17 protein-coding genes and 2 pseudogenes are annotated in these 22,651 nt (G+C 56.8%); 7 read left to right on the top strand and 12 right to left on the bottom strand.

The window, feature by feature from the left end; all coding sequences use genetic code 11:
- Positions 1–76 precede the first annotated feature (76 nt).
- The 3 genes from AF337_RS25675 to AF337_RS25665 form a co-directional block, all read right to left on the bottom strand.
- Entirely contained in the window at positions 77–1,183 is a 1,107-nt protein-coding gene (locus AF337_RS25675; RefSeq protein WP_082336866.1) for a glycosyltransferase family 4 protein, read from the bottom strand.
- Entirely contained in the window at positions 1,173–1,961 is a 789-nt protein-coding gene (locus AF337_RS25670; RefSeq protein WP_049734335.1) for a glycosyltransferase, read from the bottom strand. Before AF337_RS25670 ends, AF337_RS25675 begins: the two co-directional genes overlap by 11 nt.
- 270 nt (positions 1,962–2,231) lie before the next feature.
- Positions 2,232–3,281 (bottom strand): calcium-binding protein, encoded by a 1,050-nt coding sequence (locus tag AF337_RS25665; RefSeq protein WP_082336865.1) that lies wholly within the window; start codon positions 3,279–3,281, stop codon positions 2,232–2,234.
- Between the two features lie 1,172 nt (positions 3,282–4,453).
- On the opposite strand from AF337_RS25665, the gene AF337_RS25655 reads away from it, so the two are divergent.
- Positions 4,454–5,521 (top strand): glycosyltransferase family 2 protein, encoded by a 1,068-nt coding sequence (locus AF337_RS25655; RefSeq protein WP_049734332.1) that lies wholly within the window; start codon positions 4,454–4,456, stop codon positions 5,519–5,521.
- On the opposite strand, the gene AF337_RS25650 is transcribed toward AF337_RS25655, so the two are convergent.
- From AF337_RS25650 to AF337_RS25635, 5 genes and pseudogenes are all read right to left on the bottom strand, one after another.
- Positions 5,475–6,536, bottom strand: coding sequence for an acyltransferase family protein (locus tag AF337_RS25650; RefSeq protein ID WP_049734331.1), 1,062 nt, complete (start codon positions 6,534–6,536; stop codon positions 5,475–5,477). The two genes, AF337_RS25655 and AF337_RS25650, sit on opposite strands and share 47 nt — an antisense overlap.
- A 1,609-nt stretch (positions 6,537–8,145) precedes the next feature.
- Positions 8,146–9,202: pseudogene (locus tag AF337_RS40870) on the bottom strand (Y-family DNA polymerase); the annotation flags it as partial.
- Positions 9,182–9,865: pseudogene (locus AF337_RS25645) on the bottom strand (ImuA family protein); the annotation flags it as partial. The pseudogenes AF337_RS25645 and AF337_RS40870, both read right to left, overlap by 21 nt.
- A gap of 187 nt (positions 9,866–10,052) precedes the next feature.
- A complete protein-coding gene (locus AF337_RS45635; RefSeq protein ID WP_244471315.1) occupies positions 10,053–11,132 on the bottom strand; it encodes a DUF7256 domain-containing protein in 1,080 nt (359 codons plus the stop codon).
- Positions 11,133–11,234: 102 nt separating this feature from the next.
- The gene (locus AF337_RS25635; protein WP_160320352.1) at positions 11,235–13,418 is read right to left on the bottom strand and encodes an ankyrin repeat domain-containing protein; all 2,184 of its coding nucleotides are present in this window, start codon (positions 13,416–13,418) and stop codon (positions 11,235–11,237) included.
- 231 nt (positions 13,419–13,649) lie between these two features.
- Here AF337_RS25635 and AF337_RS25630 point away from each other — a divergent pair, with 231 nt between their 5' ends.
- From AF337_RS25630 to dinB, 3 genes are all read left to right on the top strand, one after another.
- Positions 13,650–14,309, top strand: coding sequence for a YcxB family protein (locus AF337_RS25630; RefSeq protein WP_049734328.1), 660 nt, complete (start codon positions 13,650–13,652; stop codon positions 14,307–14,309).
- A gap of 90 nt (positions 14,310–14,399) precedes the next feature.
- Positions 14,400–15,569 (top strand): DUF7256 domain-containing protein, encoded by a 1,170-nt coding sequence (locus tag AF337_RS25625; protein WP_244471314.1) that lies wholly within the window; start codon positions 14,400–14,402, stop codon positions 15,567–15,569.
- A 191-nt stretch (positions 15,570–15,760) separates the two neighbouring features.
- Positions 15,761–16,849, top strand: a complete 1,089-nt coding sequence (dinB, locus tag AF337_RS25620; RefSeq protein WP_049734346.1) for a DNA polymerase IV — start codon at positions 15,761–15,763, stop codon at positions 16,847–16,849.
- Here dinB and AF337_RS25615 read toward each other — a convergent pair.
- Positions 16,846–17,343 carry an SOS response-associated peptidase family protein gene (locus AF337_RS25615; RefSeq protein WP_049734326.1) on the bottom strand — a complete coding sequence of 166 codons (498 nt, stop codon included), beginning with the start codon at positions 17,341–17,343 and terminating at the stop codon, positions 16,846–16,848. The genes dinB and AF337_RS25615 overlap by 4 nt on opposite strands.
- 56 nt (positions 17,344–17,399) lie before the next feature.
- Between AF337_RS25615 and AF337_RS25610 the strand changes: the two genes are divergently transcribed.
- The 3 genes from AF337_RS25610 to AF337_RS25600 all read left to right on the top strand — a co-directional run bounded on the left by AF337_RS25610 (position 17,400) and on the right by AF337_RS25600 (position 19,427).
- Entirely contained in the window at positions 17,400–17,990 is a 591-nt protein-coding gene (locus AF337_RS25610; RefSeq protein ID WP_049734325.1) for an SOS response-associated peptidase family protein, read from the top strand.
- A gap of 184 nt (positions 17,991–18,174) precedes the next feature.
- Complete coding sequence (gene ligD, locus AF337_RS25605; protein WP_049734324.1) at positions 18,175–19,230, top strand: non-homologous end-joining DNA ligase; 1,056 nt, start codon at positions 18,175–18,177, stop codon at positions 19,228–19,230.
- Complete coding sequence (locus tag AF337_RS25600) at positions 19,227–19,427, top strand: hypothetical protein (protein WP_049734323.1); 201 nt, start codon at positions 19,227–19,229, stop codon at positions 19,425–19,427. Before ligD ends, AF337_RS25600 begins: the two co-directional genes overlap by 4 nt.
- 112 nt (positions 19,428–19,539) lie before the next feature.
- On the opposite strand, the gene AF337_RS25595 is transcribed toward AF337_RS25600, so the two are convergent.
- From AF337_RS25595 to AF337_RS25585, 3 genes are all read right to left on the bottom strand, one after another.
- Positions 19,540–20,595, bottom strand: coding sequence for a SagB/ThcOx family dehydrogenase (locus tag AF337_RS25595; protein WP_049734322.1), 1,056 nt, complete (start codon positions 20,593–20,595; stop codon positions 19,540–19,542).
- A gap of 15 nt (positions 20,596–20,610) precedes the next feature.
- Positions 20,611–21,078 (bottom strand): hypothetical protein, encoded by a 468-nt coding sequence (locus tag AF337_RS25590; protein ID WP_152971185.1) that lies wholly within the window; start codon positions 21,076–21,078, stop codon positions 20,611–20,613.
- Positions 21,079–21,200: 122 nt separating this feature from the next.
- Positions 21,201–22,295, bottom strand: a complete 1,095-nt coding sequence (locus tag AF337_RS25585; RefSeq protein WP_049734320.1) for a nucleotidyltransferase family protein — start codon at positions 22,293–22,295, stop codon at positions 21,201–21,203.
- Positions 22,296–22,651: the final 356 nt, after the last annotated feature.

Here is a 22,651-nt window from a genome sequence, read left to right as displayed (position 1 = left end):
AAACACGCGGGGGGAACGGTCGAGTGTGACTCATTTTTGACTGCACTTGTTGGGTCCTGCCCTCACGATCCAACGCTTAAGCGGCAACCGCTTTGCTGGACTCGCGATTGTGGATGGGATGAATATCATTGTCATTGGATACGCCGATCTTCGCCAATATTGTTTCAACGACCTCATCCCAATCGGGAAATAGATTCCGATTTACCGTGAACGATTCGGGATCGAGCAGGGCTTGCTCGATCAAATCAGCGAGCTGGGTGCCATTGTTGGGATCGAAGTAGTGAACATCTGGCAGTTGGAGGTCGCGATTGGCGTCAATGTCCGAAAGCAGAACGGGCGCACCGCATTGTATTGCTTCGAGGACCGAATTGGACATACCCTCGTGTATCGAGCAGTTAACAAAAACCGCGGCCTTGCGAAGTCGTTCATAGACCTCCTGCCGATTGAGAGCACCCTCCATCCTGAGGTTTACCAGCCCGCGGCGCACGATATCCGAAGACAAAACGTCAATTTCATTCGTCTTATCGGGCCCACCGACGATCGTGACGGGTGTTGAGTTCAAGACGCTAGCAGCCTCGACCAACACCGAATAGTTCTTCTGGCTCGTAATCCGGCCAACGGCTAGAGCGCCAACGCGCTGAGTTTCAACCGCGCCCTCGTCTCTAGTAATCCCATTCCGGACAAGGGTAGCAGCAATCGCTTTTCTACTAAGGTGACGCTGAATACTGGGCGAAACCGCGATAACGTGATCAGCAAATCGCATCGTCTTTTCCGAAAAACGGAAGTAAAACTTAGCTAACCGGCCCCATTTTGGGAGAAGGTAATCTATGGAACCGCTCCGCACCGTCACCAGCGGGCGTCGACGGGGGTTGAGGCGAGTAAACAAGCCGAGCGCGGCTGAATTTATACCAAGCAAAAAGACGTAGTCGTAACGTCCAGTTAAGCACAGCCAAGCTGCCTTCATGTAATATAATATCTTATCGGTCTTTCCGAAACCAAATGTGCCGGTTACGTGAACTCTTACCGACGAGTGGGCACGGTCGTCGTGTTTTAGGCAGGTAGCCTCTACGTCGATAATCTCTGAAGCACGCTTGCAGAATTCCTCAGCAAACTTCTCGACTCCTCCTTCGTGCCCGGTGATCCCGCGAGCACCGACTACAAGCATTTTCTTTCTACTTGCCAAAACCTACACTCCTTCGAAGGCGCCTGAAAAAATTTGGAGTTAGAAGAATGAAGGAGTACTTGAGGATGGTCCGTGCTGCGTCTGAGAGAGAGCCGGCTTCCGATATGTCCATCAATCGTGCTGCGAATGAAAATAAAGCCTGTCTTTTCCGCTTGGCCACGGTGATAGATTCTGCCGAGTACCGGCGCTGGATGAGTTGCTCCGGAATGCAGGAGAACGTCAGCCCCTGGCGGGCGGATCGAAGATAGAGTTCGTAGTCCTGAGCATATCTGAAAGGTTCACAATAGCCGCCAATGTCGACCACTCGGCTCCGGCGATACGCAACCGTCGATGCGACAATGAAGTTTCTTTTTCGGAGCGCGGCCACTATTTCGTGGCCCTCGATCGGACCTTTGATTGCCCAAGTCGAACTATTGCCTTCAGATTTCCCCTCGGCAAACGAGTATACGAAATCAGCTGAAGTTGCCTGAAAATGCGCATAGATCTTGGCGAGTCTCTGCGCGGTTGGAATGTCATCATCGTCGTTTCGGACAATCACATCGCCGCTCGCAATGCGAAGGCCGACATTCAGGCTTTTCGTCAACCCGAGGTTTGATGGATTGACATGTATCTTCAACCGCTTGTCCATGGCCGCCAGCTCACTGAAGTGGGCCACATCTGCGCTCGGATCGTCGACTACGATGACGATCTCCAGCGGCACATCGGTCTCTCGCCGAAATGTGTCGACAACCTCCTGCAGGTAGCCTCCACCGGTGGTACAAATTAGAATTGAAAGCATCGGGATGCGGCCTGCGAGATTAGTTAAATTATTTTTCCTCGAACGCGCCGCTGACGAGCGGCGCGCTCAGAACCAAACATCAGACGATGTGGGATATCTTCTGCTTGCACGGTCACTGGGAGAAATGTGCGATATGGCTACGGCGTTTCCGCCCTCTCCATGAGCGTCCTAGTAACGTGCAGAGGTGGGTTTGGTGTTAACGAAGAACGGCATTATTTAATTACTTGTGATTGAACGCGCCGATTGTTACCGGCGCGTTCAGACCAACCATCAAACGATGTGGATATCTTCTGCGTGTACGGTCACTGGGGTGAAATCTGCGATATGGATTGCAGCATTTCCGCCCTCACCATCTGCATCGTAGTAAAGTGCGTAGGTTTTCGTGTTAAAGACGAACTGCGCGCCCGCGCCTTCCGCCTCACTCTTGTCACTCGACGTGAATAAAGCGTTGACGTCGTAATCGGCCTTGTTGAATTGCAGCGAGTCGATACCGGATTGGAAATCGCGGATTCGATCGACGCCGTTGGCAATTCCAGCAGCCTCGAACACGATTGTGTCTGCGCCTGCTCCACCGGTGATATCATCGTTGCCGGCCCCGCCGCGGATCGCATCGTTGCCATCCAGGCCCGCGATCTTGTTGTCCCCGGAATCGCCAGACAGCTTGTCCGCAAAAATGGAGCCTTCAAGATTCTCGAAGTTTTTCAACGTGTCGCGGCCAGCACCGATTGTGTCCTGCGACTTTGTGTTGATCGAAAGATCGACCGTCACTCCATTGATCGCGTCTTTGTAAGACACCAAGTCAACACCGGTGCCACCATCCATGAAGTCATTACCGTTGCCACCGCGGATGATATCGTTGCCCGTCAGACCCAATAAGCTGTCGTCGCCGTCGCCGCCGAAGAGGGTGTTGTTTCCGCTGTTTCCCTTGATGGTGTTGTTAAGCTCGTTGCCGGAGCCATTAAGGTTATCTTCGCCCATGAGCGTCAGGTTTTCGACATTGGGACGCAGGGTATAGCTGATGTATGACTTAACGTGGTCAATACCCTCGCCAGCGAGTTCCACCACTACGTCCTGAGCGCTTTGCACGACATAAGTGTCGTTACCTACGCCGCCATACATCTTATCGTTGCCTTCGCCACCATCGAGGAAGTCGTCGCCAGCGCCGCCGACCAAGATGTCGTTCCCGATCCCGCCGCGCAGATTGTCATGGGCATCAGTTCCGACAATGTTATCGCTTCCGTCTGTGCCGTAGACATTAACTGGACCTGCTTGATCAGAAAAGTCGCCGTTCTGTCCCGGCTGAAGATTAATTGTAGCCACTTTTTATACTCCCTGTTAACTTATGTACTGATGTTTTGGGTTAGCTTATCCACATCTCAGGATTTAACTTCCCTCACGCGGGACGCTACTAACATTGTCCTAAATAGCAACCCTATTTAAACGATAATTAACGTGACTGTACCATGGTGAATACTGTTAAAGCCTCGGATATACTCAATCGAAGATTGAATCATTATAGACATTTCACCAACTATTCGATATGGATACAACTCCATGAGCTATTTGCTTAATGCGACATTAACGTCAAAGACCAATTTTGGGGTCAATGACAAATTGTGCATTTGACTTAGCTCTGGCTCACATCCGCGCACGCTGTCAATGCCGAAATAACGAGTTTAACTCCTCGAATCAGTATGGCCTTTCTTGCGTTATTACTGCTTTTTGACGTAGCCAAATCCACATCTCCCGATTTAATTTCCATCGCGTGGGAGGCTACTAACATTGTTTGAAATGGGAATCCGTTTAATCGACAATTAACGTAAACGTACTAGGTAAATATTACGGTGGGGGCGCGAGCGCCTTGATTATATCACTCGGGGGTTGCATACTTCAGCAAGCATTTGGCTGTCGATTGAGCGCCGCGAGCTATCTCCTTAGACATTAACGTATCGTCCAATTTTGGGATCAATGATAAATGTCGGTTTGGAGTGGCTCCGACCCCAATCTGCATCGTACTGAAGCAGCGAAGGATCGAGATAAGGAATATTGACCGACAAGCGCGACGCCCCGCTTTGCTTCTCGCACCGCTCCGACACAGACACATCGTCATTGTGGCCGACAACTCCTCTGCGAGAATTCCGGTCGCGGGTTGGAAGATGCCCTTTGGTATGAGCGCTTTTTGGGACTGTCGGCATACATAAGGAAAACCAAGCCGGGCCAATCCATGGGGCGAAGAGGTCAATCGCCGGTGTGGCCGCTCTGTCGCCGTCGCCATTCCACCAACCGACCGAACCCCGCGCATTCTCTAACATCGCCTCTTCACCACTGGAATGCGCTCTCTCTGGCCATGCTGTCGATTTACAAAACCTGGCGGCCCTGAACCGGACAACCGATTTTCACTATTTGCGGTTTTTTTCGACCGATCACACTCGATTAACAAGAAAACCTTTAGTAATAAAAATTTTGGCAAGTCCCATGCCAGCGGAGATCCTGTGCCAATCGTATCGGTCATTATTCCTTGTTATAACGGTGAACGCACGCTTCGCGAAACCGTCGCTAGTGCCGGCGCGCAGACGCTGACTGATATTGAAATCATTATTGTCAATGACGGATCAACTGATACGTCGGGGCAAATTGCAGAGTCCTTACAACAGCATGACCGCCGGATAGCCGTGCACACGATAACTAATCGGAAGCTCCCAGGTGCGCGGAATTATGGAATCGAGCAGGCATCCGGAAGATATATAGCGCCACTAGACGCAGATGATCTTTGGCATCCGACCTATTTGGAGAAGCTAGTCAAAGAGTTAGACCGAGTCGGCGAGAACTCTGCCTTTGCTTATTCGTTCCTTCGGCGAATAGACGAGAATAGCAACATCATCGAGACGAAACCTTCGATCGCCATAAACGGCACTGCGCTGCAAAGATCGATAGTGCACAATTTTGTTGGGACTGGTTCAGGCATCGTTATTCGTCGGAGCGCGGCCGTTGCCGTTGGAGGATACGATGAGCGCGTCCGCGGCAGTGAAGATTATCTGATGCAGATTAAGCTGGCGGCCGTTGGCGAAGTGGTATGTGTTCCCGAATACCTGATCGGCTACCGGCAATCAGCGACATCAATGTCGATAAGCAGATTTGCGATGGCCCGAGGCTCTTTGGAAGCCCTTGATATCGCCGTTTCGGAAGTTGAAGGCATCAATCCCTCTGTCGCGCGGTGGGCCATGGCTCGGACCCAGATGCACGGGATGATTCAAGCTGCGAAGTCTTATCGTTTTGGCCTCGCCTTCGGCCTTGCCTTCAAAGGGCTTTATAATGATTTTGTCGGGCTTATTGCGGACGGGTTCGAACGCGGGCGCCGCCGATACGGTCGTCCCCACGCAGTAACTTCTTCGGAAACACCGCGCCATTTCAATGACATTGATCCGACGGCCGACGTCGTCGAGCTCAGCAAGACCTTTAGAAGAAAAAGACTAGAAAGAGCTTCCCGCCTTGAAGCGGGGAGCCTCTCTACTTCTAGCTTTCACCGAACTCCTTTGCAACTTCCGCGCGCCGGTCTCTGATAAAGGGCATCGGCAGGTGAACGGGTAACCATCCCTTGAGCTTCAAAGCTGGCATTTCGACAAAGTGCCAGGACGCCGCAGCAACCAAAATCGACGCTGGCAGGCTTATTGCGATCACTGCCCACCATGTCCGCAGCGATGGCAACAGATCGACCACCGCCTGCTGGATTGCGAAATGATAGAGAAAGACCCCATACGAATAGTCGGCTCCCTGCAGGAAGTTGATGCGGCGCGGATTGAGCAGGCCGAGCGCGACGGTCAGGTAGGCCACGAACGGGGCGCAAAAGTACTCGCCCATTGGTAAGCCTGACAACAGAGCGAGGCTGATACCGAGTGCCACGCCAAACGGGATCACTCCAAACGGCAATCTATCGCGATACTGATAGCAAACCACGCCCCATAGGAAAGTCTCGACGAGCACGTTCCCTGGTACTTTCGTCGCTGTGACTGGGAGTTCACCGCCGTGAACGAAAAACCGGGCAATAGGGTAAGCGATCAACATAACCAAACATGCCAGCATGAAGAACTGCCGCTTCTTTGTGAAGCCAACGAGGACTGCGGCAGTCAAACTAATATAGCAAAGTAGCTCGAACGGCACTGTCCAGAGCTGCCCGTTGACCTTGTTGGGATACGGGTTATCGGCGAAAACGCCGGGAAGATAGTAGTAGATATGACCGGTAATGTTGAGCAGGTAACGGAAGAACATCTCACTTCCGAAATACTGCGAAAATGCGACCGTGGTCACGATCGGGCCGAGTATCAAAGCAGAGAGCAGAACTTCAACGGCCAAAGCGGGATAGATACGGAGAAAGCGCAGTCCAAGGAAGTGAATGATCGATTTTGACCGCATAAAACTTCCGGCTACTAGGAAGCCGCTAAGAGCAAAGAACATTGGCAGCACCAAGCGCAACCAGGGACCGTAGAGCCAGGTATCCCAAGCAAAGTCCAAACCCGTGCCGTAGGAGGTGGTTAGACTGTGCAGACACAAAACGATCAACGCGAGCACGATGCGCATACAGTCGAACCCACTTGGTCGACCGGATGCTCCAATAAGCTTGTCTTCTAAAGTAGATCCCCGCATGTGCCGCCCTCATTGCGATGGAAAAGTAACGCACCCTCGACAGGTTCCGCGATAATCAACAGGGCGCTCGACGACTAACGTCGGAGCGCCCTGGGTTGCGTCGCCCAATGTTGCGTTTTATGGACGACGACGGTATCGCGGATGACTAGGCGCACGAGCGGTTCACCTGATGGCAATGCAGGATCGAGCGCACTTCGGCCAAAGAATTATTTATTCGATATTGTCGCTATTTTGAGAGTGGCCGGACTACCGCCAACCGACTTTGTCGGCGTCCGAAAACGAAGGCCGGAAACATGCGATTGTTCCGAACACGTGATAGAGAGCATGCAATCCAGACATGCAGTTCCTAACTTTTTCAAGCCGACGCTCTATGGGCAATTCGTACTGGAAGCTCAATCTCATCCCCGCCTGAATCTGACGGACTGGACGCGGACGGAAGGGTAATCTCATCGATGCAAATGGAACAAATTAGCTCGTCGCCATCGATCTTCTTGCCCTTACCACACCGCATACATGAGTGCCCACGCTTCTTCCTGCCGAACAACATCGAACCGGTACTTCCCTTAATCTGTTAAAGTGTTACGAGCAAAACTCAAAATGTTATACGCTTGATGCATTGCGGCAATTCTTATATTTTTGCTTGCATTTTAAACTCTCTCAAATCCAGTCTAGGTGGACGGCAAAGCGCTGCTTGCATGCCCATTAAACGTAGTAAAAGTTATTTCGCGCTGCGGCAGTCTAAAAGACTGCATAACTTTCCATTTGTCCGCAAATGGCCGAACCTGGACAAACGAGGATCTCGCCAGGATATGACCTACGACTCAGCTGGTGCAGGGTATACCGCGAAGATTCACTGGCATCCCTGGGAGCTTGTTGTCTCTTGGAAAGGGCCGCAACAGCGGCATCGACGGCTGGCATTGCGGTCTCACCGACCCAGTGCCGCAGAATATCAACGAATTTAAAATCATCCCCAGCAGTGCCTAAAAACCATCATAAGTCCATAGACCGGACTTTGACCTCGCCCCATTTGTTTCAAACAGTAATTGCAAATTTCTCTGTAAAGTCGAGCCCCGCTTCGGACCTTTTTTGGGTCTAAGTAGAAACATTGGACTTTATCAACAGCGCTGTCGGCGCCTTAGCCGGAAATTTTTTATTTTAACTCAAGTGACTTCCGTGATTGTGAAAGACTTTTCGCAATTGCGTCTCCTGACTTGCCTGAAAGTAACGGAATTTTGGGAACATCAGCACTGCATACGCATCCAGCTATTCCAGGGTTGAACCTTTCCAAACCGTCGAGACCGCTCGGCTCTATCCATCTGTCGTCGATGGACCTTAATGATGGCCAGCTCGATCGCGCATTTCTGATGCGGGAACCGTGAAGCGCTCAGACAAGCGGGTGGCTTTTAACGGTCGCCTCGGTCACTCAAACCGGCAATATTTACTTAAAATGCGGACGGGCTGTGGTGCATTCCTATTTAACATTCGCCGCCGCTTAACCCGGAAGCTGGAAACCCGGACCTCATTGCGATCCTGAATGATATCTGGTGTCGATCAGCCCGGATACATCGGCCTCCGGTTCTTCGATAAGCGAGGAGATGACCTGTCTCGCCACCAGTGGCTCAGCGATGGTCGCTGTCAGCGACATGATCTCGATCCCGAAACCAGGAAATGGTCTCGATCCGGTCGGTGAGGAGACGCGTGAGCCGTTTGACGTCGCGCACCGGCGTGGCGGTGCCGGCGCGGATCGCCTGGTAGGTGTTGTCGACCCGTTGAAACAAGAGATCAACACGCCGAACTCCAAGGGCTTTTTCCTCAAGCGCGCGACAGAGCTGATCGACCAGCCTGGCCGTGTAGCGTGCGATGGTCTCGGCGGCGCCGATCGGCTCCCCGAAGGCGCGACGGACTTCGATGAGATCTGGCGTGCGCAGCGGATCGATCGGTTCGGCAAGCCGTCCCATGGCCTGGTCGATCCGGCGGCCGAGCTCCGGCCCGAAACGCAACGCAAGCGGCGCCCGCGGCTGGCTCGCGACGTCCCCGATCGTCTTGAAGCCGAGAACCCGGAGAACGTCGGTGACGGCATTGTCGAGACGCAGCGCCGCGACCGGCAGGCGATGCAAGAGATCGACGTGCCCATTGGGCCGAACGACAAGCGTGGGAGCGGCACGATACCGGGCGCCGGCATGCGCCGCGCCCCAAGTGTCAGCGACGGCTGCACGCGCGAAAATGCCGGAATGTAAGAAGCGGTTGACCATGCCGGACAGCATCAACTCCTCGCCGCCGTGGAGATGATCGGCGCCGGTCGTGTCGATTACCAGGCCGTCCGGCGGATCGGCGGCAACGATCGGCGCATAACGTTGCAGCGCCCAGAGCGCCAGGCGTTCGAGCGCCTTGAGGTCGGCGGCCGGATCGGCATCCATGACCACCAGCCCGGAAACGAGCGCCTGCGCCTTAGTGGCGGGCATGCCGACGCGCAGGCCGGCAGCCTGGGCGGCACGGTCGACGGCCACTACACTCCGGCGCCTCTGCTGGCGGCCGATCAGGACGAGCGGCGTCTCAGGCGGAGGCGAAGCGTCGCCCAATTTGGCATCACATGCCTCCACTTCGAAATCAGCGCTTTCACCCGCGCGGGCGCGGATGAGTTCAAGCAGCCAGCGGGCGCGGCCGACACCGGGCACCGGCAGGGGCGTCGACGGCAACACCGAGACACGCCACCGCGTCACCGACGCCGTCGGCTGCCCGAAATCGGATGCCTCGGTCTGGCGGCGCCAGCGTCGAATGGCGACGCCGATCGTGCCGGATCCCTCGGCCGCCAGCTGCAGGCGGCGCGAAGCAGTCATCGAGAGCCGGGCGAGCTCGCCGACGACGGCACCAAGGCCGCCATGCCGCAGCCCCTCCTCAATACAGGAAAGCAGCGCCTTCTCGTCGCCGGCCTCGACATGGATGACGCGGCCGGGAAGCAGGCCGACCTGGGCCAGCGCCGGCGCGAAGAGATCGGCGCGGGTCATGCACCAGAGCACCTTGCCCTTGGTTCGCGCCGCGATGCCGGCGGCGAACAGCGCGGCCGCCGCTCCATCGATCGCACCATTGCCTCCGCCAGCGACCTCATGCAGGGCCCCGAGGACCAGCCCTCCTCCCGGTAGCCGGCCGTCGATCGCAGGGATGCCGAAGGGAAGCACTGCGCGAGTCCGAATCCCCGCACCCTCCAGCCGCTCGATGCGCTCGCGCAGCTCGGCAATGACGGGGTTGACGGCGTGGTCACGCATGCGAAATGGCACCTCCAATGGGCTTTGCAACGGCGCTCGCGACGCGCTCAAGTTGAGCGTAGGGCTGGCCTGCCGGATTCCATGAACGGATTCAATTCGATGCGGGAGTTGGGAATATTTTCGCATGCCACGGTCGGAACCACGTAACGACCTCGATCCGAGCATTGGACGTGTTGGCCGACTGCGATCAGTACACTTGCACGCCGCGCCGCTCCAACTCCTCGAAGATATCTTGTGTGCCCGACTTCTTGCGAAACCGTCCCGCCTCTTTGAGCGCCGGCAGATCGAGCAAGGCGTCGAGATTCTCGGACGGGACATTGATGTCGACCCGCTCGAGTTTCCTGAGCGGAACGAGGGCGCGAAGATCGACCTTGTCGATCATGGAGTTGACCGAAAAGCTTTTCAGGTTGGGGCAGAAACGGATCCCGGAGAGGTCCGTCACATCGAACGCGTTTTCCTCGCCGCCCCAGAAATACCAGGCAAACGGATAGATCGCCGCGCCGCCATCGAGCTCGATATCCTCGACAGAGGCCAGCAGTTCCTCGGTCAGCGGATAGCGGACCAGATAATCCAGCGCTTCCGGGATGAGCTCGTAGCCATCCCTCTCCAGATCGACCGCACGCCCGAGCACATGGGTCGCAAGCTGTTCCGGTGTGCCGATATCAAGCAGTTTCGCATAGAGAAGCGAGGACAAGACCGCCAGCTTCAGGCTCGGATCTGAGAAAGGAGCGCCGGAAGCGCCGCTCACGACAGGGTAAGGCGGAGCACTCGGCTCCGCATATTCCGCATCTGGATTGAAAATGGCGATGCCGGAGACCACGTCGAACGTGATGCGGGCGGAAAGGGTGCCTTCTGGCAGCTGCTTCGTGCCGAAACGCGCACCCCCACTCGTGGTGCTTTCCTTGCCGATCTCCATATCCGGCACCGTCGCTCGGAGATCCGCAAGCGATATCCCCATCGGGATGCCTGCGATGGTATGCATGAAGCGGGAGTTGAAATCGATCCGGCCGATCAGCCCTTTTCGATCGATCCGCGCGATAACGCCATGGGTGTTTTCGAGAATGTCGATCACGCCACCCTTGTGCGGCGCCGGCGCACGCCAGGCAGAGCCCATGGCCCTCTCGACTGCCGACATCGGCATGCCGGGCCGCAGCGCTGCAAGCGCTGGTGCATCAACCGGTCCGTTCGACGCCGCCATGCCTTCACCCGCTGCCGCGACGGATAGGGCCAAAATAGCCGTACCGATCAGGAATTCCCGTTTTCTCATGAGCTTCGTCCCCAGCCGAACAGACATCTTCTTGCGCTTAAGGTTTGTGACCGGCTCCCCTCCCGTTTTGAAATCAACGATCGGTGAAGCGCTGCTCTCTCGTCACTTCAACAAGGCGCGGACCTTTTTCAGAGACTTCGCAACAAGATCAAAGGGACGCTTTTCGTCATTGTCGGCCAGGTGCTTATCAGCGCCTCTGGCAAGGAGAAGTTCATAGTTGGGAACGGCCTCGTCGTAGTCTTCATGTTCAGCAGCATAATGCAGCATGGTGCGGCCCTTGCCGTCGCGCGCGTTGATGTCGATCCCCAAACCAAGGAGAAAGTCGAGAAAAGCAACCTCCGCCGGGAACTGCTGTCGCGGCAGCCAGTGGTAGAGGGTCAAATTGTGCAGGAGGGTCTGCTCACCCGGCTGAAGAGCCAGGGGATCGAGCCCTTTGGCCGTGATCAGCGTGAAGCGGTCTTGATCGTAACAGTAGGCCAGCGTCGAACGTCCATCCGCATCGGCAAGGGTGGCGTCCGCTCCCAGCTCGAGCAGGGCCTTGATCGGGCTGTCCCCCTCAAGCTTTCCGGAGAGCAGCGCAGCTTGCAGCGGCGTATAATTCATCCCCCTCTCACCTTCAGGCAGAGTGGCGAGCGTGTTGATGTCGGCACCACCTGCCACAAGGATGCGCACCTTGTCTCCCGTTCTGGCCGAGTGGAGCGGCGTGGTACCATGGATGTCTCGGATGTTCGGATCGGCGCCGTGGGCGAGCAGAACCTTTGCCGTCGCGCTCCCGCCCCAGCCGAGCATGGTAATGCCGTTGTCCCAGCGTGCGTCCGGATCTGCGCCAGCGTCGAGCAACGCTTCCAGCATCTGCAGATATTCATCGCGGCTGAGGTGGGCTTCGAGTTTTCTGTCGACCTCCTCAAGTGATTTTCTGGATCGTTCCTCCATGGCGCGTTTGGCTTCGCGGTAATCCTCGCGGGTTTCCTCGTCTTCCGCGCCCTCAATCAGTTTGTCATACATCGAGGCGTCGCCGAAACTGGAGCTTTCGGCCAGCCGCTCGCGATATTCCTCGCGGGTCATCGAGGCCATCTCTGCGCGCGTAACGACGAGATCGTGCAGCGGCCAATAGCGCTGCTGCTTCCAACCGTTGACGCGGGCGCCGTTGGCAATGAGCCAGCGGACCGTGGCGAGCGAGCTCTCCTTGACTGCGGCGTTGAGCGGCAGAAGCCTCGTATTGAGCGTCGCACCTGCTTGGACGAGCCGTTCGATCAAGGCTGTATTGTTATGACGAGTTGCGTAAGTAATCGCCGTGGAGAACTCGTCGTTCCAACTCATCTGGTCCATCAGCCATTCGCTCGTCGGCACGCAGTCGGGCTTGGCGCCGGCCAAGAGCGCGGCATTGACGCCTGCGACCGAATTGGCTCGCGCCGCATCGAGCAGAGCACGATCCGCAACCGTCGTTTCAAGGACAGCCAGCGGAGGCTCGTCGGGGTCGGTATCGATCGGATCACGCTCCAGCCATGCGATCCATGCTTTCGATCCTTCGCTGTCGGCTTCGAGGTAGAAGGTATCTTTTTCCTGACCCTTGCTGAAACGCATCCAGGAGGCCCATTCCGTGCCGGCCAGCCCAAGTCTGGACATCTGATCGATGAAGGTGAAAAAGTCCGGGGCGAGCGCCAAACCGTGAATCATTTCCAATTCGTGCGAGAAATAGCGCACCGGCTGTTTTGCCGGATCGGGATTGGAGGTATCGATCGTCAACCAATCGCCATTGACGAGATTATAAAAAGCAAACTGGTTTTCCCATAGTTCCGGTCGGTTCGGGGCCTCCGACAAATCGCGCGACGCCAGGCCTTCCTTCCAATCGAGAAAGATCGGCATTGCCATTCGGTCGATATGGGCAAGGCTCCAGACAGCATAGCGATTGAAACTCATGGTGGGCATGTGGTCCCGTTCCATGGAGTGAAGGTGTGACGGAATATGCCAGCCGAAGGTCACCTCGCCCGACAACGTCGTCAGGGCCGCGCGCAATTGAGCTGGAATGGCCATTCGGTAGCGTTGTTCGACGGCTGCAACTTCCGGCTCCGTGGCGGGGGGCGCGATTTGAAGTGGGGTTATTTCCCAGCCGCGTTTTCGAGCGATACCCTCCATCCAACGCCACTTCGCTTGCCATTCTTTCCAACGTGATTGCAAAGTTGATTCCTTCTCAAAACTCGCGCCAAGCAGCGTCGGCGAGGTCAAAATCAATAGGCCCGTCTCAAGCAGATGACGGCGGGTTAAGATGGAAAAGACATTGGGCATAGCATCCGCTTGCATGTCACAGGTTGTATCAGGCTTGGAATTTGCACGCTTTTGGACCAGTCTTCAAGCCTTATCGCTGCCGGGGATCTCCCCGTTTCGGACGCCTTCTAAAGTCGGTAGTAGTTGTTCCGCGTGCGCCACTTAGGATAGGTTCCCCGCCAGAGGTTTGCACCGGCAGCCATACTGAGAGCTCAATCTACACAGTTGCAGCCAACATTCGGAGTGTGAGACATGTCCCAGCAGCGCCCCCCTGGCTCTGTCCCGAACATCTGGGCGTCGGCGGAACGACCCGCTTTTCGCAAGAGCTTCGCATTGGAACTCGATGATCATCTCGCCATCCTACATGCATCGCGCCAACTCCTGCCCACCGGTCTAACCGTCGGAGCGGTTGGACTGGTTGCGCTTTTTGTCTCGCTCTTCACGAACTTCGACAAATTGCAGGCCGGCGACGTCGTCACGTTTATCGTATATGAAGCGACCACGATTGGCGCTTGCACCGCGCTGACCTACCTGTTGCTCAAACCCGCACGGCAATTCCTCCGCTCTATGTACCGCCGGCGGCTGGCGAAAGCAGGCGTCATAGGCAAACCCGTCGAATCCACCGTGGACACAAATGGCATCAGCTATACCGTCCTGGGCCAGACCGTCACATGCACGTGGGATTCGCTCTATGCGCTCGAGGAGGATGAGGGAACCTTCCATTTTTGGATGTCAAAACTCGCCTCCCACCCGTGGCCGTCGCGCGTATTCAGCTCGGAGGAGGAGCGGCAAGATTTCCGCGACAGTGTGCTGAAATGGTCGGGCCGGCCGTTTTCAGCCCCTGTATTGGCTCGCCTGGGAGCAGCAGGCAGGGCGAACCTTGGCACGGATGGCGGGCGAGACAAGTCCTGAGAGGGAACTCGCAAAGTGGGCGCGGTTGAAAGGCCGGTTGGACCACGCATATTTTCCCACGACGCTACAAAATAGCCGAGGACTTAGGGAATGGCTGACGTTTTGATGCGGAAGCGAGATCTGATGGTTGGCGTGGCTGCGGTTGCGCTTGCGAGCATTCCTGGAGGGCGGGTGATGGCAGCATCGAACGACAGTGTGGATATCGCGGCGCTCGCAGCCCTAAGGCCCGGAATGCCGATGGCGAGGGTCGAGGCAGCAATGGGTGCCGCCTGGAAGCCACTTGCGCCACATAAAGGCGGCAAGATCGACCTGCTCGAAAACAGCCACGGCTTCGTCGCATGGATCGATCGAGATGGGTTGATCGGAATGCTCGACTACAACAATCGCTTCTTGCATCCGGTCGGCGACATCGCAATGGGAATGAAGATCGAGCAGGTGCGCTCCGCCATGCCGTCTCTTGAGATCGGAGACGACCTTCCGATGATGCGAGGCGTCCGATTGGGCGTGCGACGATTTCCCGAGGGCTATACCATGCGTGTCAGCCTCACCCTCGAGACCGTCAACGAAATCGGCTTCTCCAATCCAGCGGCGGAATATCCGGAACCGACGGAGCCATCCTATCCGGCCGCAGTGAGCGTTGCCGGTGCTCCCTTTGCGGATCCAAACCTCAAGCTCGTCGTGCTGTCTTCGCTTCTCGACGCGAAGCACATTGATCTCGGCACGCCCGGGCAGCTTGCGGCCCACGTTCTCGGCCGAGCCGTCGATCTCGAGGACGAAGGCTATGAAATCATTCCACAGGCACGGGACTATCTGGAACGATATCCGCTGACTGACGATCTCCTCGCCACCGTGGAGGAGATCGAGTTCGACGGCGGCGGAACCGTTTATGAGTACGCCTGGTATTTCTGGGACGGCGAAGATGATGTCTTCGATGTGAAAGACCTGTCGGGGATCGAGCTCTGCAGGAACCTGAAAAGGTTTTCCGCGATCTCGATGATCGGAAACGTCGACGTGCGCACCCTCGTGTCATTTCCTAAACTGGAACATTTACGCCTCAGCACCGGGATCGATCACATCGAAGGTCTGCTCGACTTGCCGAGGTTGAAAGAAGTCAGGGTCCTCGACGACGGAGTCTATAACGAGGTGGCGACGGCCGGCACGCCAACCAGGCGCATCTTCGACACGTTGAAGGATCGCGGGGTCCGCGTGTGGGTGCACTGGATGTCTGCCACGGAGCCTACTCCGCCTGCTTTCGAATGAGCAGGGGTGGAGCTTGGGGGCCTAATCAAGTGTTGCGGGAACTATCATTTGTAGGCGAGAGCGAATGGTTTCGACGGCAGGCCCCGAGGCGTCCCTTGAAGTGGTTGATATCGCACCGAAGGCTGCTATGTTCTCTTTTTGTTTCGACGTGAATGTCTAAAGCCGATCTGATCGCGATCGCTGAAGCCGCCATGAATGACATGAACTCGACCCCCGTCCGAAAAATCGTCCACGTCGACATGGATGCTTTTTATGCGTCGGTCGAGCAGCGCGATAATCCGGAATTGCGCGGCAAGCCGATTGCCGTCGGTGGATCGGCTGCCCGTGGGGTGGTCGCGGCGGCGAGCTACGAGGCGCGCAAATACGGGGTCCACTCCGCGATGCCGTCGGTGACCGCCAAGCGCAAATGTCCGGAGCTGATCTTCGTGCCGCCCCGCTTCGATGTCTACAAGGCCGTGTCGCAGCAGATCCGTGAGATCTTTGCCGAATACACGCCACTCATCGAACCGCTGTCGCTTGACGAGGCCTATCTCGATGTCACCGAGAATCTGAAAGGGATGGAGATCGCAACCGAGATCGCGCTGGAGATCCGCACCAGGATCAAGCAGGCGACCGGTCTTAACGCTTCGGCTGGCATTTCCTACAACAAGTTTCTCGCCAAGATGGCGAGCGACCTCAACAAGCCCAACGGCCAGGCCGTCATCACGCCGAAGAACGGGCCGGCCTTCGTCGAGTCCCTCTCCGTCAAGAAATTCCATGGCGTCGGGCCGGCAACGGCGGAAAAAATGCACCGGCTGGGGATCGACACAGGCGCCGACCTCAAGGAGCAGACGCTCGAGTTCCTCGTCGACCACTTCGGGAAGTCGGGGCCGTATTTCTACGGCATTGCCCGCGGCATCGACGAGCGGCAGGTCAAGCCGAACCGAGTGCGCAAATCCGTCGGCGCCGAGGATACCTTCCCACAAGACCTCCATACCTACGACCCGGCCCGTGAAGGGCTTCAGCCGCTGATCGAAAAGGTGTGGAGTTATTGTGAGGCCAACGGGATCGCCGCCAAGACGGTGACGCTCAAGGTCAAATATGCCGACTTCAACCAGATCACCCGCAGCAAGACGGTTCCGGTCCCTCTGGCGGCGATCGGCGATCTGGAGGACATCGTCAGCTTTCTGCTGGCGTCGATCTTTCCGCCCCGAAAGGGCATTCGCCTGCTCGGTGTCTCGCTGTCCTCACTGGAACGGACGGCCTCCACAGCTGAGCCGCAGTTGCGGTTGGCGCTTTAGACCGCCAGCATCGACTGGGCAAGCGCGCCGGCCTGGCGCTTAACTCGGAAAGTCCCCGCCGGCGGTGGCCGCAGGATTTCCTCTTCGGGGACAAGACCGTCCAGCCAGGCCATGCGTTGATCGCGTGTCAGCACTGCCATCTGCCGGTCGTGAATTGGCGCGATATCGGCACTCGCCTCGATGGTCAGGATGGCATAGGCCTCTGGCCATTTATCGAACGCCGGCCGCCAGATCCCCGCGAAATAAAACCAATCGCCGTTGGCGAGCGAGAAGCTTAGGTTCTTGTGGCGAAACTCCGAGGCCGGCACCAGGCAGCGGTGGCTCGGGAACGTCCGCCCTTCCGATCGGACGACATTGACGGCACGCGGGCCGCCGTCGCGGGGACGCAGCCCCCATGGAAGTTCCACCATCTCCACATCGCCGTCATGGCGCCTTATGATGACGCGGCGCTCGTCGAGCGGGGCGTCGGACTGGAAAACCTTCGCGCGCATCATAGATAGAACATATCAGGAACACTTTTTCCAAGCAACCAAGCTATAATGGGGGACGCATGTGCAATGATTATCGGCTGATGGTGGACGCAGCTTCGATCGTAAAGGACTTCGCCGATCTGAAGATCAGGATCCGCTTTGGTGAAGGCATACCGAACCTCGAAGCGCGCGAGGACATCAAGATCACCGACGCCGGCCCCATCGTCAGGTCGATCGACGGAGCCCGCGATGAGACCGAGCTCGTGCAGCGGCGCTGGAGCTGGCCCGGACCGAATAAGCGGCCGGTGTATAATTTCCGGTCGGACGGTCGGGAGTTCACCTCCAATCGCTGCCTGATTATTGCCGACGGCTTTTGCGAGTTCACGGAACCAACGGACCCGAAAAAGAAGCGCAAGGACAAGTGGCTGCTCACGAAGAAGGACGAGGCGATCTTCTGCATCGCCGGCATCTGGCGCGAAACGCCGGAGGTCGGCCAAGCCTTCACCATGTTGACGATGGAGCCGGGTCCGGACATCGCACCGTACCACGACCGGCAGATCGTTATCCTCGAGCGCAACGCCTGGGCCGGCTGGCTCGATCCGACCGTTTCGGCAACATCGTTGATCAAGCCGCTTGCCGCGGGCACCCTCACTGTGGAACAGGTTGGGTAATCCCCCGCGGCAGCAATATTGCCTCGCTCCAACGGTTTGTTTGCCGGTTCCGGAAAGCCGTATAGACGAGTGCTGGCATTAGCGATCCCCGTGGTCTCGTCGCGCCGGCATTGCGTGAGTAATCCCTCGCGATCACTCGGCTGAAGGACTCGACTCTTCAGATCCACTCTGGTGCACTGCCGGCATGACCAAGCCGCCAGGAAAGAAGACGCAACCGCTATTGGGCGCCGCCGAAGCCTCGCTTCGAAGCCGCGCACGAAAACCGCGCGACCCAAAGCAGCCGTTATTGCCGTTCGATCCGATGCCAGATCGTGTCGAGCCATGCCTGGCGCTCCTCGCGTCGAAACCGCCCAAAGGCCCGCAATGGATCTACGAGGTGAAATGGGACGGCTATCGGCTCGCGATCCACGTCGAACCAACGCGCGTTCGGGTCATCACTCGGGGTGGCCACGATTGGACGCATCGGTTCCCCTCCGTCGCGCAGGGGGCGGCGTGGCTAGGCGGAACGATGGTCCTCGACGGTGAGGCCGTCGTGCTCGATGAACAGGGCCGCTCCGATTTCGGCGCCTTGCAGCAGGCGCTTGGCGGGCGCGGCGGCAAACGAAGTGCCGATGAAGCGATCTTCTTCGCCTTCGACATCCTGTACCTCGACGGGCATGATCTCCGGCGAATGGCGTTCTCCGAGCGCCGGCAGATGCTCGAGAGCATCATTCCGGCGGACAGTTTCGGCGCCATCCGGCTTTCCGAAGCGATCGAGGCCGATGGTGACGAGTTGTTCGCGTCAGCCTGCGAGCACGGGCTCGAAGGACTCATTGCGAAGAAGCTCGATGCGCCCTACCGATCGGGCCGTCTCGGTGACTGGCTCAAGATCAAATGCGTCCTAAGCGACAGCTTTTTCATCGTCGGCTATGAAACCTCCGCGGCGGCGTTGGGCGGTATTGGGCGATTATTGCTCGCCGCTTATTCCGATAACGATCTCGTCTATGTCGGCGGCGTAGGCACCGGTTTCAAAGAACGCGAGACCGCCCGTCTCCGGCAGGACCTCGATAAGATCAAGGCGGCGAAACCGCCCGTGGAGCTGAAGCGAAAGGGCGCTATCTGGGTTCAGCCCACCCTAATTGCTGAAATCGAGTATCGCGCTTGGACGGATGACGGAAAACTTCGGCATCCCTCATACAAAGGCCTGCGTGAAAGACAGGATAATGCGGCAGTCTATCGAATTGGCAGGGAATCGACATGAAGGGCATGTTCGCAAACATTAGCGATCCCGATACCGCCGCCGAAGCTGCGATCGAGCTGTTTGGCGCCGAAGCCGCGACCGCTGTCGCCTACTGCGCCCTTCAGGCTCGCACAGATCAACGAAACGAAGACTACAAGTTTTGGTTTGAGACGTTCTGTCGTCTCACCGGTCTGCCATCAATGCGCATCGCGCATTAGGTATTCGTTGCGAGAGCCTTGATAGAACCGAACGCGCGGCACCCTCTCCACCTGAGATAACAAGGACAAAGCGGCTCGTGATCGCGAGGTATGATCACGGTAGGGCCAATCCTTAAACCGAAGAAAATCCGTCTCCCAAGTCACGGTCAAAAGGGTTAGGATTTCCACTGCCAAGCCCAATTACCATCAGAGGATATTCGATGTTGCTTGGCTGGAGCCCTAATATCGTAGAAACATCTTGATCGTAGAACGCCGCAGTCGGCCACGTCCGGATGTCAACAGACGTAGCGACCATCTGTACCACCTGCGACAGGTGACCCGCGTCTAATAATGCGACGCGGTATGACCGAGAATTTCTGTATTTCCACATCAGCTTGTCAAAGCGGCAGGTTATGATGATTGCGGCGCTCACGTCGTCGGAAAAACCTTGATCCCCAAAAAGACGCGCGAAACTGAAATCGTCCGCTAGGTCAGCGACACGTGCCAGATGGTCGTTGTGTGATTGGTAGTGGAAAATGCCGGCGTTAAGATCTGCGACGCGATCGGCAATCAGGTAACATTCACAGCTTTGAAGGGATCCTCCCGAAGGCGCGGCCCGACGCTTCGTCGGCGTAAACATCCCCATTTTCTTATATGCGTCCCCATCGTGCTCGCGATATCGGAACGCGTTGCGAATTACGGTCGCCACCGCCCGAAATTGCAATCGCTGTCGGGTGAACCGTCGAGTTGTTATTCGCCGCTCAAGTGCGTCTTTGAGTGTTCCGAGGTCATCGACCGAATCCTCGCCAAGATCGATCGGCTCGACGCCGCGCACTGTGGCGAAAGCGTCGCCGGGCAGCGCGTCCATGATGCCCTCGCAGTTCTCCACATATCGACGTGCGCTCTCCTCGTGGGTAGCATCCGATTCCGCGGATCGTCGCAGATAAGTCCCAAAATGGAAAATCTGAGAAAGAGCATCCCAATCCCACGGGACTCTGAATGCGTGGTTCAAACCGGCGCGCTTAACTTGAGCTGCCGCCTGTTCCTGTCCCAATTTAGGACCACCAAGCAGGACCGCCAATGCATCGAGACTGATATGAAACTGGCGTTGAGCGATGTAATCGTAAGCAAGGAGTTTGCCGTCACGCACGACGACGAAAAAGTCACGCGGTTCGATCTCGTCACTCATTTTCGTCGATGACGGTTAACGCCACTCGCGGGCGCGTCTGACAGCAGGCGCGTGATAAGTTACGTACTTATCTGGACCGCCACCACCGCCCATCATGGCTACCTCTTGGACATGCTGGGGAACGTCCGCGTTACTTTCGTAGGTTGCGCCATCTGCCGCTGCAGAAAAAGACGCGGTCACGCCAGGGAACTCGCTCTTAATCTTATCGAAACTGTCGCTGCTGAGTTGCCTAACCGCTTGCCATTGGGTGATGTCTTCGGTCGGGCTTTCTCTTGTAAAGAGATTACCAGAAAACTCGGTATACCAAGCATCACTGATTTTAACGAGTTTAACCACAGGTGTTTCCTCCGCGCCCATCAGAAGTTGAATAGTATTAATTATACTAGCCTTAGAGTCAATGCTTGCGCATGGCTCCATCAAATTGATTGAGCCAATGGCGTCCTGCGTCGACGCAATAGACCGGCTGCGGATTTTTGAAGCCAAGGAACCGTCATCAGAGCCATAAAAGACGCTCCGGCGTCTTGAGCGGAATCGAACTCTCGGCACCATATTTGTCTCCGCCACTTCGATTTAAATCAACTGCTTCTTTCGAAGCGGAAGCCAGCCTATTCTCCAAACGGAAGTTCAATTTCTTCGCGGTTTTTTTTTGCGCCCTCGATCAGGACCGCGTTGAACCGCTCGGCATCTTGTGCCGGCAGCATTCCCGCCCCGGTTCGAATACCTTCTTGCCACGCTGGCCCGCGCTCCCATGCTTCGTTGTAGACGAGCGCCAAGTCGGCAGATCGCCTTGTCTGCTGCAGGGCTTCAAAGAGTAGCGCAGCTTGACGAACATCCTTCTCTCGCTTCGCCGGCCCTTGCCCGTCAGTGTGTCGGCGGCTGGCGACTATGAGCTTGTGGATCGCATACCGGGACGGATCAGGGACGACGACCGGGACACCGCTTCGGTGGAGCAGCATTGTCCTGACGGGTTCCCTTATGAGGAAGTCGAGAAAGCGTAGTGGATCCGCGCTGGCGCCACCAAGGGCGGGCATCTTCGCCGGCTGGTCGATGTAGTCATCCGACCCACGGTTCGACGTCAGGAATTCAACCCTGTAGCCGTCGGCATTCTGAAACGCCGACGAGCCCGCGGATCCCGATCGATGTGGAACTGGCCGGAAGCTGGCGTCGACGCTCTGCAGCAGCTCAACGATCGGAGGCAGACTGTCTTCAACCTCCCGACTGATGGCATAGTCCTGGGCGATGTCCGCATCGCCGGTCAGGATTGCAGCCATGGGAAGGCGGACGCCCAGCATTCCTGAGTAGCACTGAAAGGCCACCGTACCGATGAGAACACCCCGGAGCCGAAAGAGACCGCCGTCGGCAAGAGCCTCGACGATGTCACCCGACATGGCGTCAGGGGCGATCATCCCGCCTTCGCGGGTCAGGGTATTTACTAGGCGCCTGCGAGCGCGTAGATCGTCCTTGTCCCGCTTATGATCAGCTACGCGCTGCGCGATGTCCGGATCGTCAGCAGAACCGACGTAACGACGTTTCGTACCGCCACGTCCATCTGGTATGTCGAAGTACCAGTACCTGCGCCCTTTGATGTTCGCCGGGGTGAACCGACCCTCCGAAGGAAAATCGGCCGTCCAAGCAGCGTCGAGCGAGCGCTGACCTAGCTCGGCGAGCATCGTCTGATACATGAGGTCGATGGACTTCATAAGCTGGACCCCGGCGTTATACTGTTTTTCAAAAACAGTATAACTGTCGAGAGAACGGGCCGCAAGCGAGGATGCTGGCTCTATCGCCTTAAAAGAATCCGAACCGTTGACCCCGTCTTTTCAGCCGGCGCGTGGCATAAGAGGTATTTACGGAATTACAACTGCCAAGTCGGCAATCTGAAGGCTGTTCAAATTCGAGAAGGGAAATGCGGCCACTGATCTCAGTTCGGATAATGGGCCGCGCGACAAGTTTGGTGGTTCGCAGCTGTCGTGAGCGAAGCGGCTGTGCCACATGCCTTACCCGGTGGACAAGGCCGAAGGAACCTCGATCTCAATCAGCAGCCCATCATTCGACC

It is taken from the genome of Rhizobium ecuadorense (assembly GCF_001187535.1).
Lineage (GTDB): Bacteria > Pseudomonadota > Alphaproteobacteria > Rhizobiales > Rhizobiaceae > Rhizobium > Rhizobium ecuadorense.
This window is presented reverse-complemented; position numbering and strand designations above follow the sequence as displayed.

Coding starts and splice junctions, on each gene's coding strand:
- AF337_RS25650 (WP_049734331.1), bottom strand. CDS start 6,536: ATGCGCATCGTGCTCGCGTTGATCGTTTTGTGTCTGCACAGTCTAACC.
- ligD (WP_049734324.1), top strand. CDS start 18,175: ATGACCAAGCCGCCAGGAAAGAAGACGCAACCGCTATTGGGCGCCGCC.
- AF337_RS25615 (WP_049734326.1), bottom strand. CDS start 17,343: ATGATGCGCGCGAAGGTTTTCCAGTCCGACGCCCCGCTCGACGAGCGC.
- AF337_RS25600 (WP_049734323.1), top strand. CDS start 19,227: ATGAAGGGCATGTTCGCAAACATTAGCGATCCCGATACCGCCGCCGAA.
- AF337_RS25610 (WP_049734325.1), top strand. CDS start 17,400: ATGTGCAATGATTATCGGCTGATGGTGGACGCAGCTTCGATCGTAAAG.
- AF337_RS25585 (WP_049734320.1), bottom strand. CDS start 22,295: ATGAAGTCCATCGACCTCATGTATCAGACGATGCTCGCCGAGCTAGGT.
- AF337_RS25670 (WP_049734335.1), bottom strand. CDS start 1,961: ATGCTTTCAATTCTAATTTGTACCACCGGTGGAGGCTACCTGCAGGAG.
- AF337_RS25635 (WP_160320352.1), bottom strand. CDS start 13,418: ATGCCCAATGTCTTTTCCATCTTAACCCGCCGTCATCTGCTTGAGACG.
- AF337_RS25630 (WP_049734328.1), top strand. CDS start 13,650: ATGTCCCAGCAGCGCCCCCCTGGCTCTGTCCCGAACATCTGGGCGTCG.
- AF337_RS25595 (WP_049734322.1), bottom strand. CDS start 20,595: ATGAGTGACGAGATCGAACCGCGTGACTTTTTCGTCGTCGTGCGTGAC.
- dinB (WP_049734346.1), top strand. CDS start 15,761: ATGAATGACATGAACTCGACCCCCGTCCGAAAAATCGTCCACGTCGAC.
- AF337_RS25625 (WP_244471314.1), top strand. CDS start 14,400: ATGGCTGACGTTTTGATGCGGAAGCGAGATCTGATGGTTGGCGTGGCT.
- AF337_RS45635 (WP_244471315.1), bottom strand. CDS start 11,132: ATGAGAAAACGGGAATTCCTGATCGGTACGGCTATTTTGGCCCTATCC.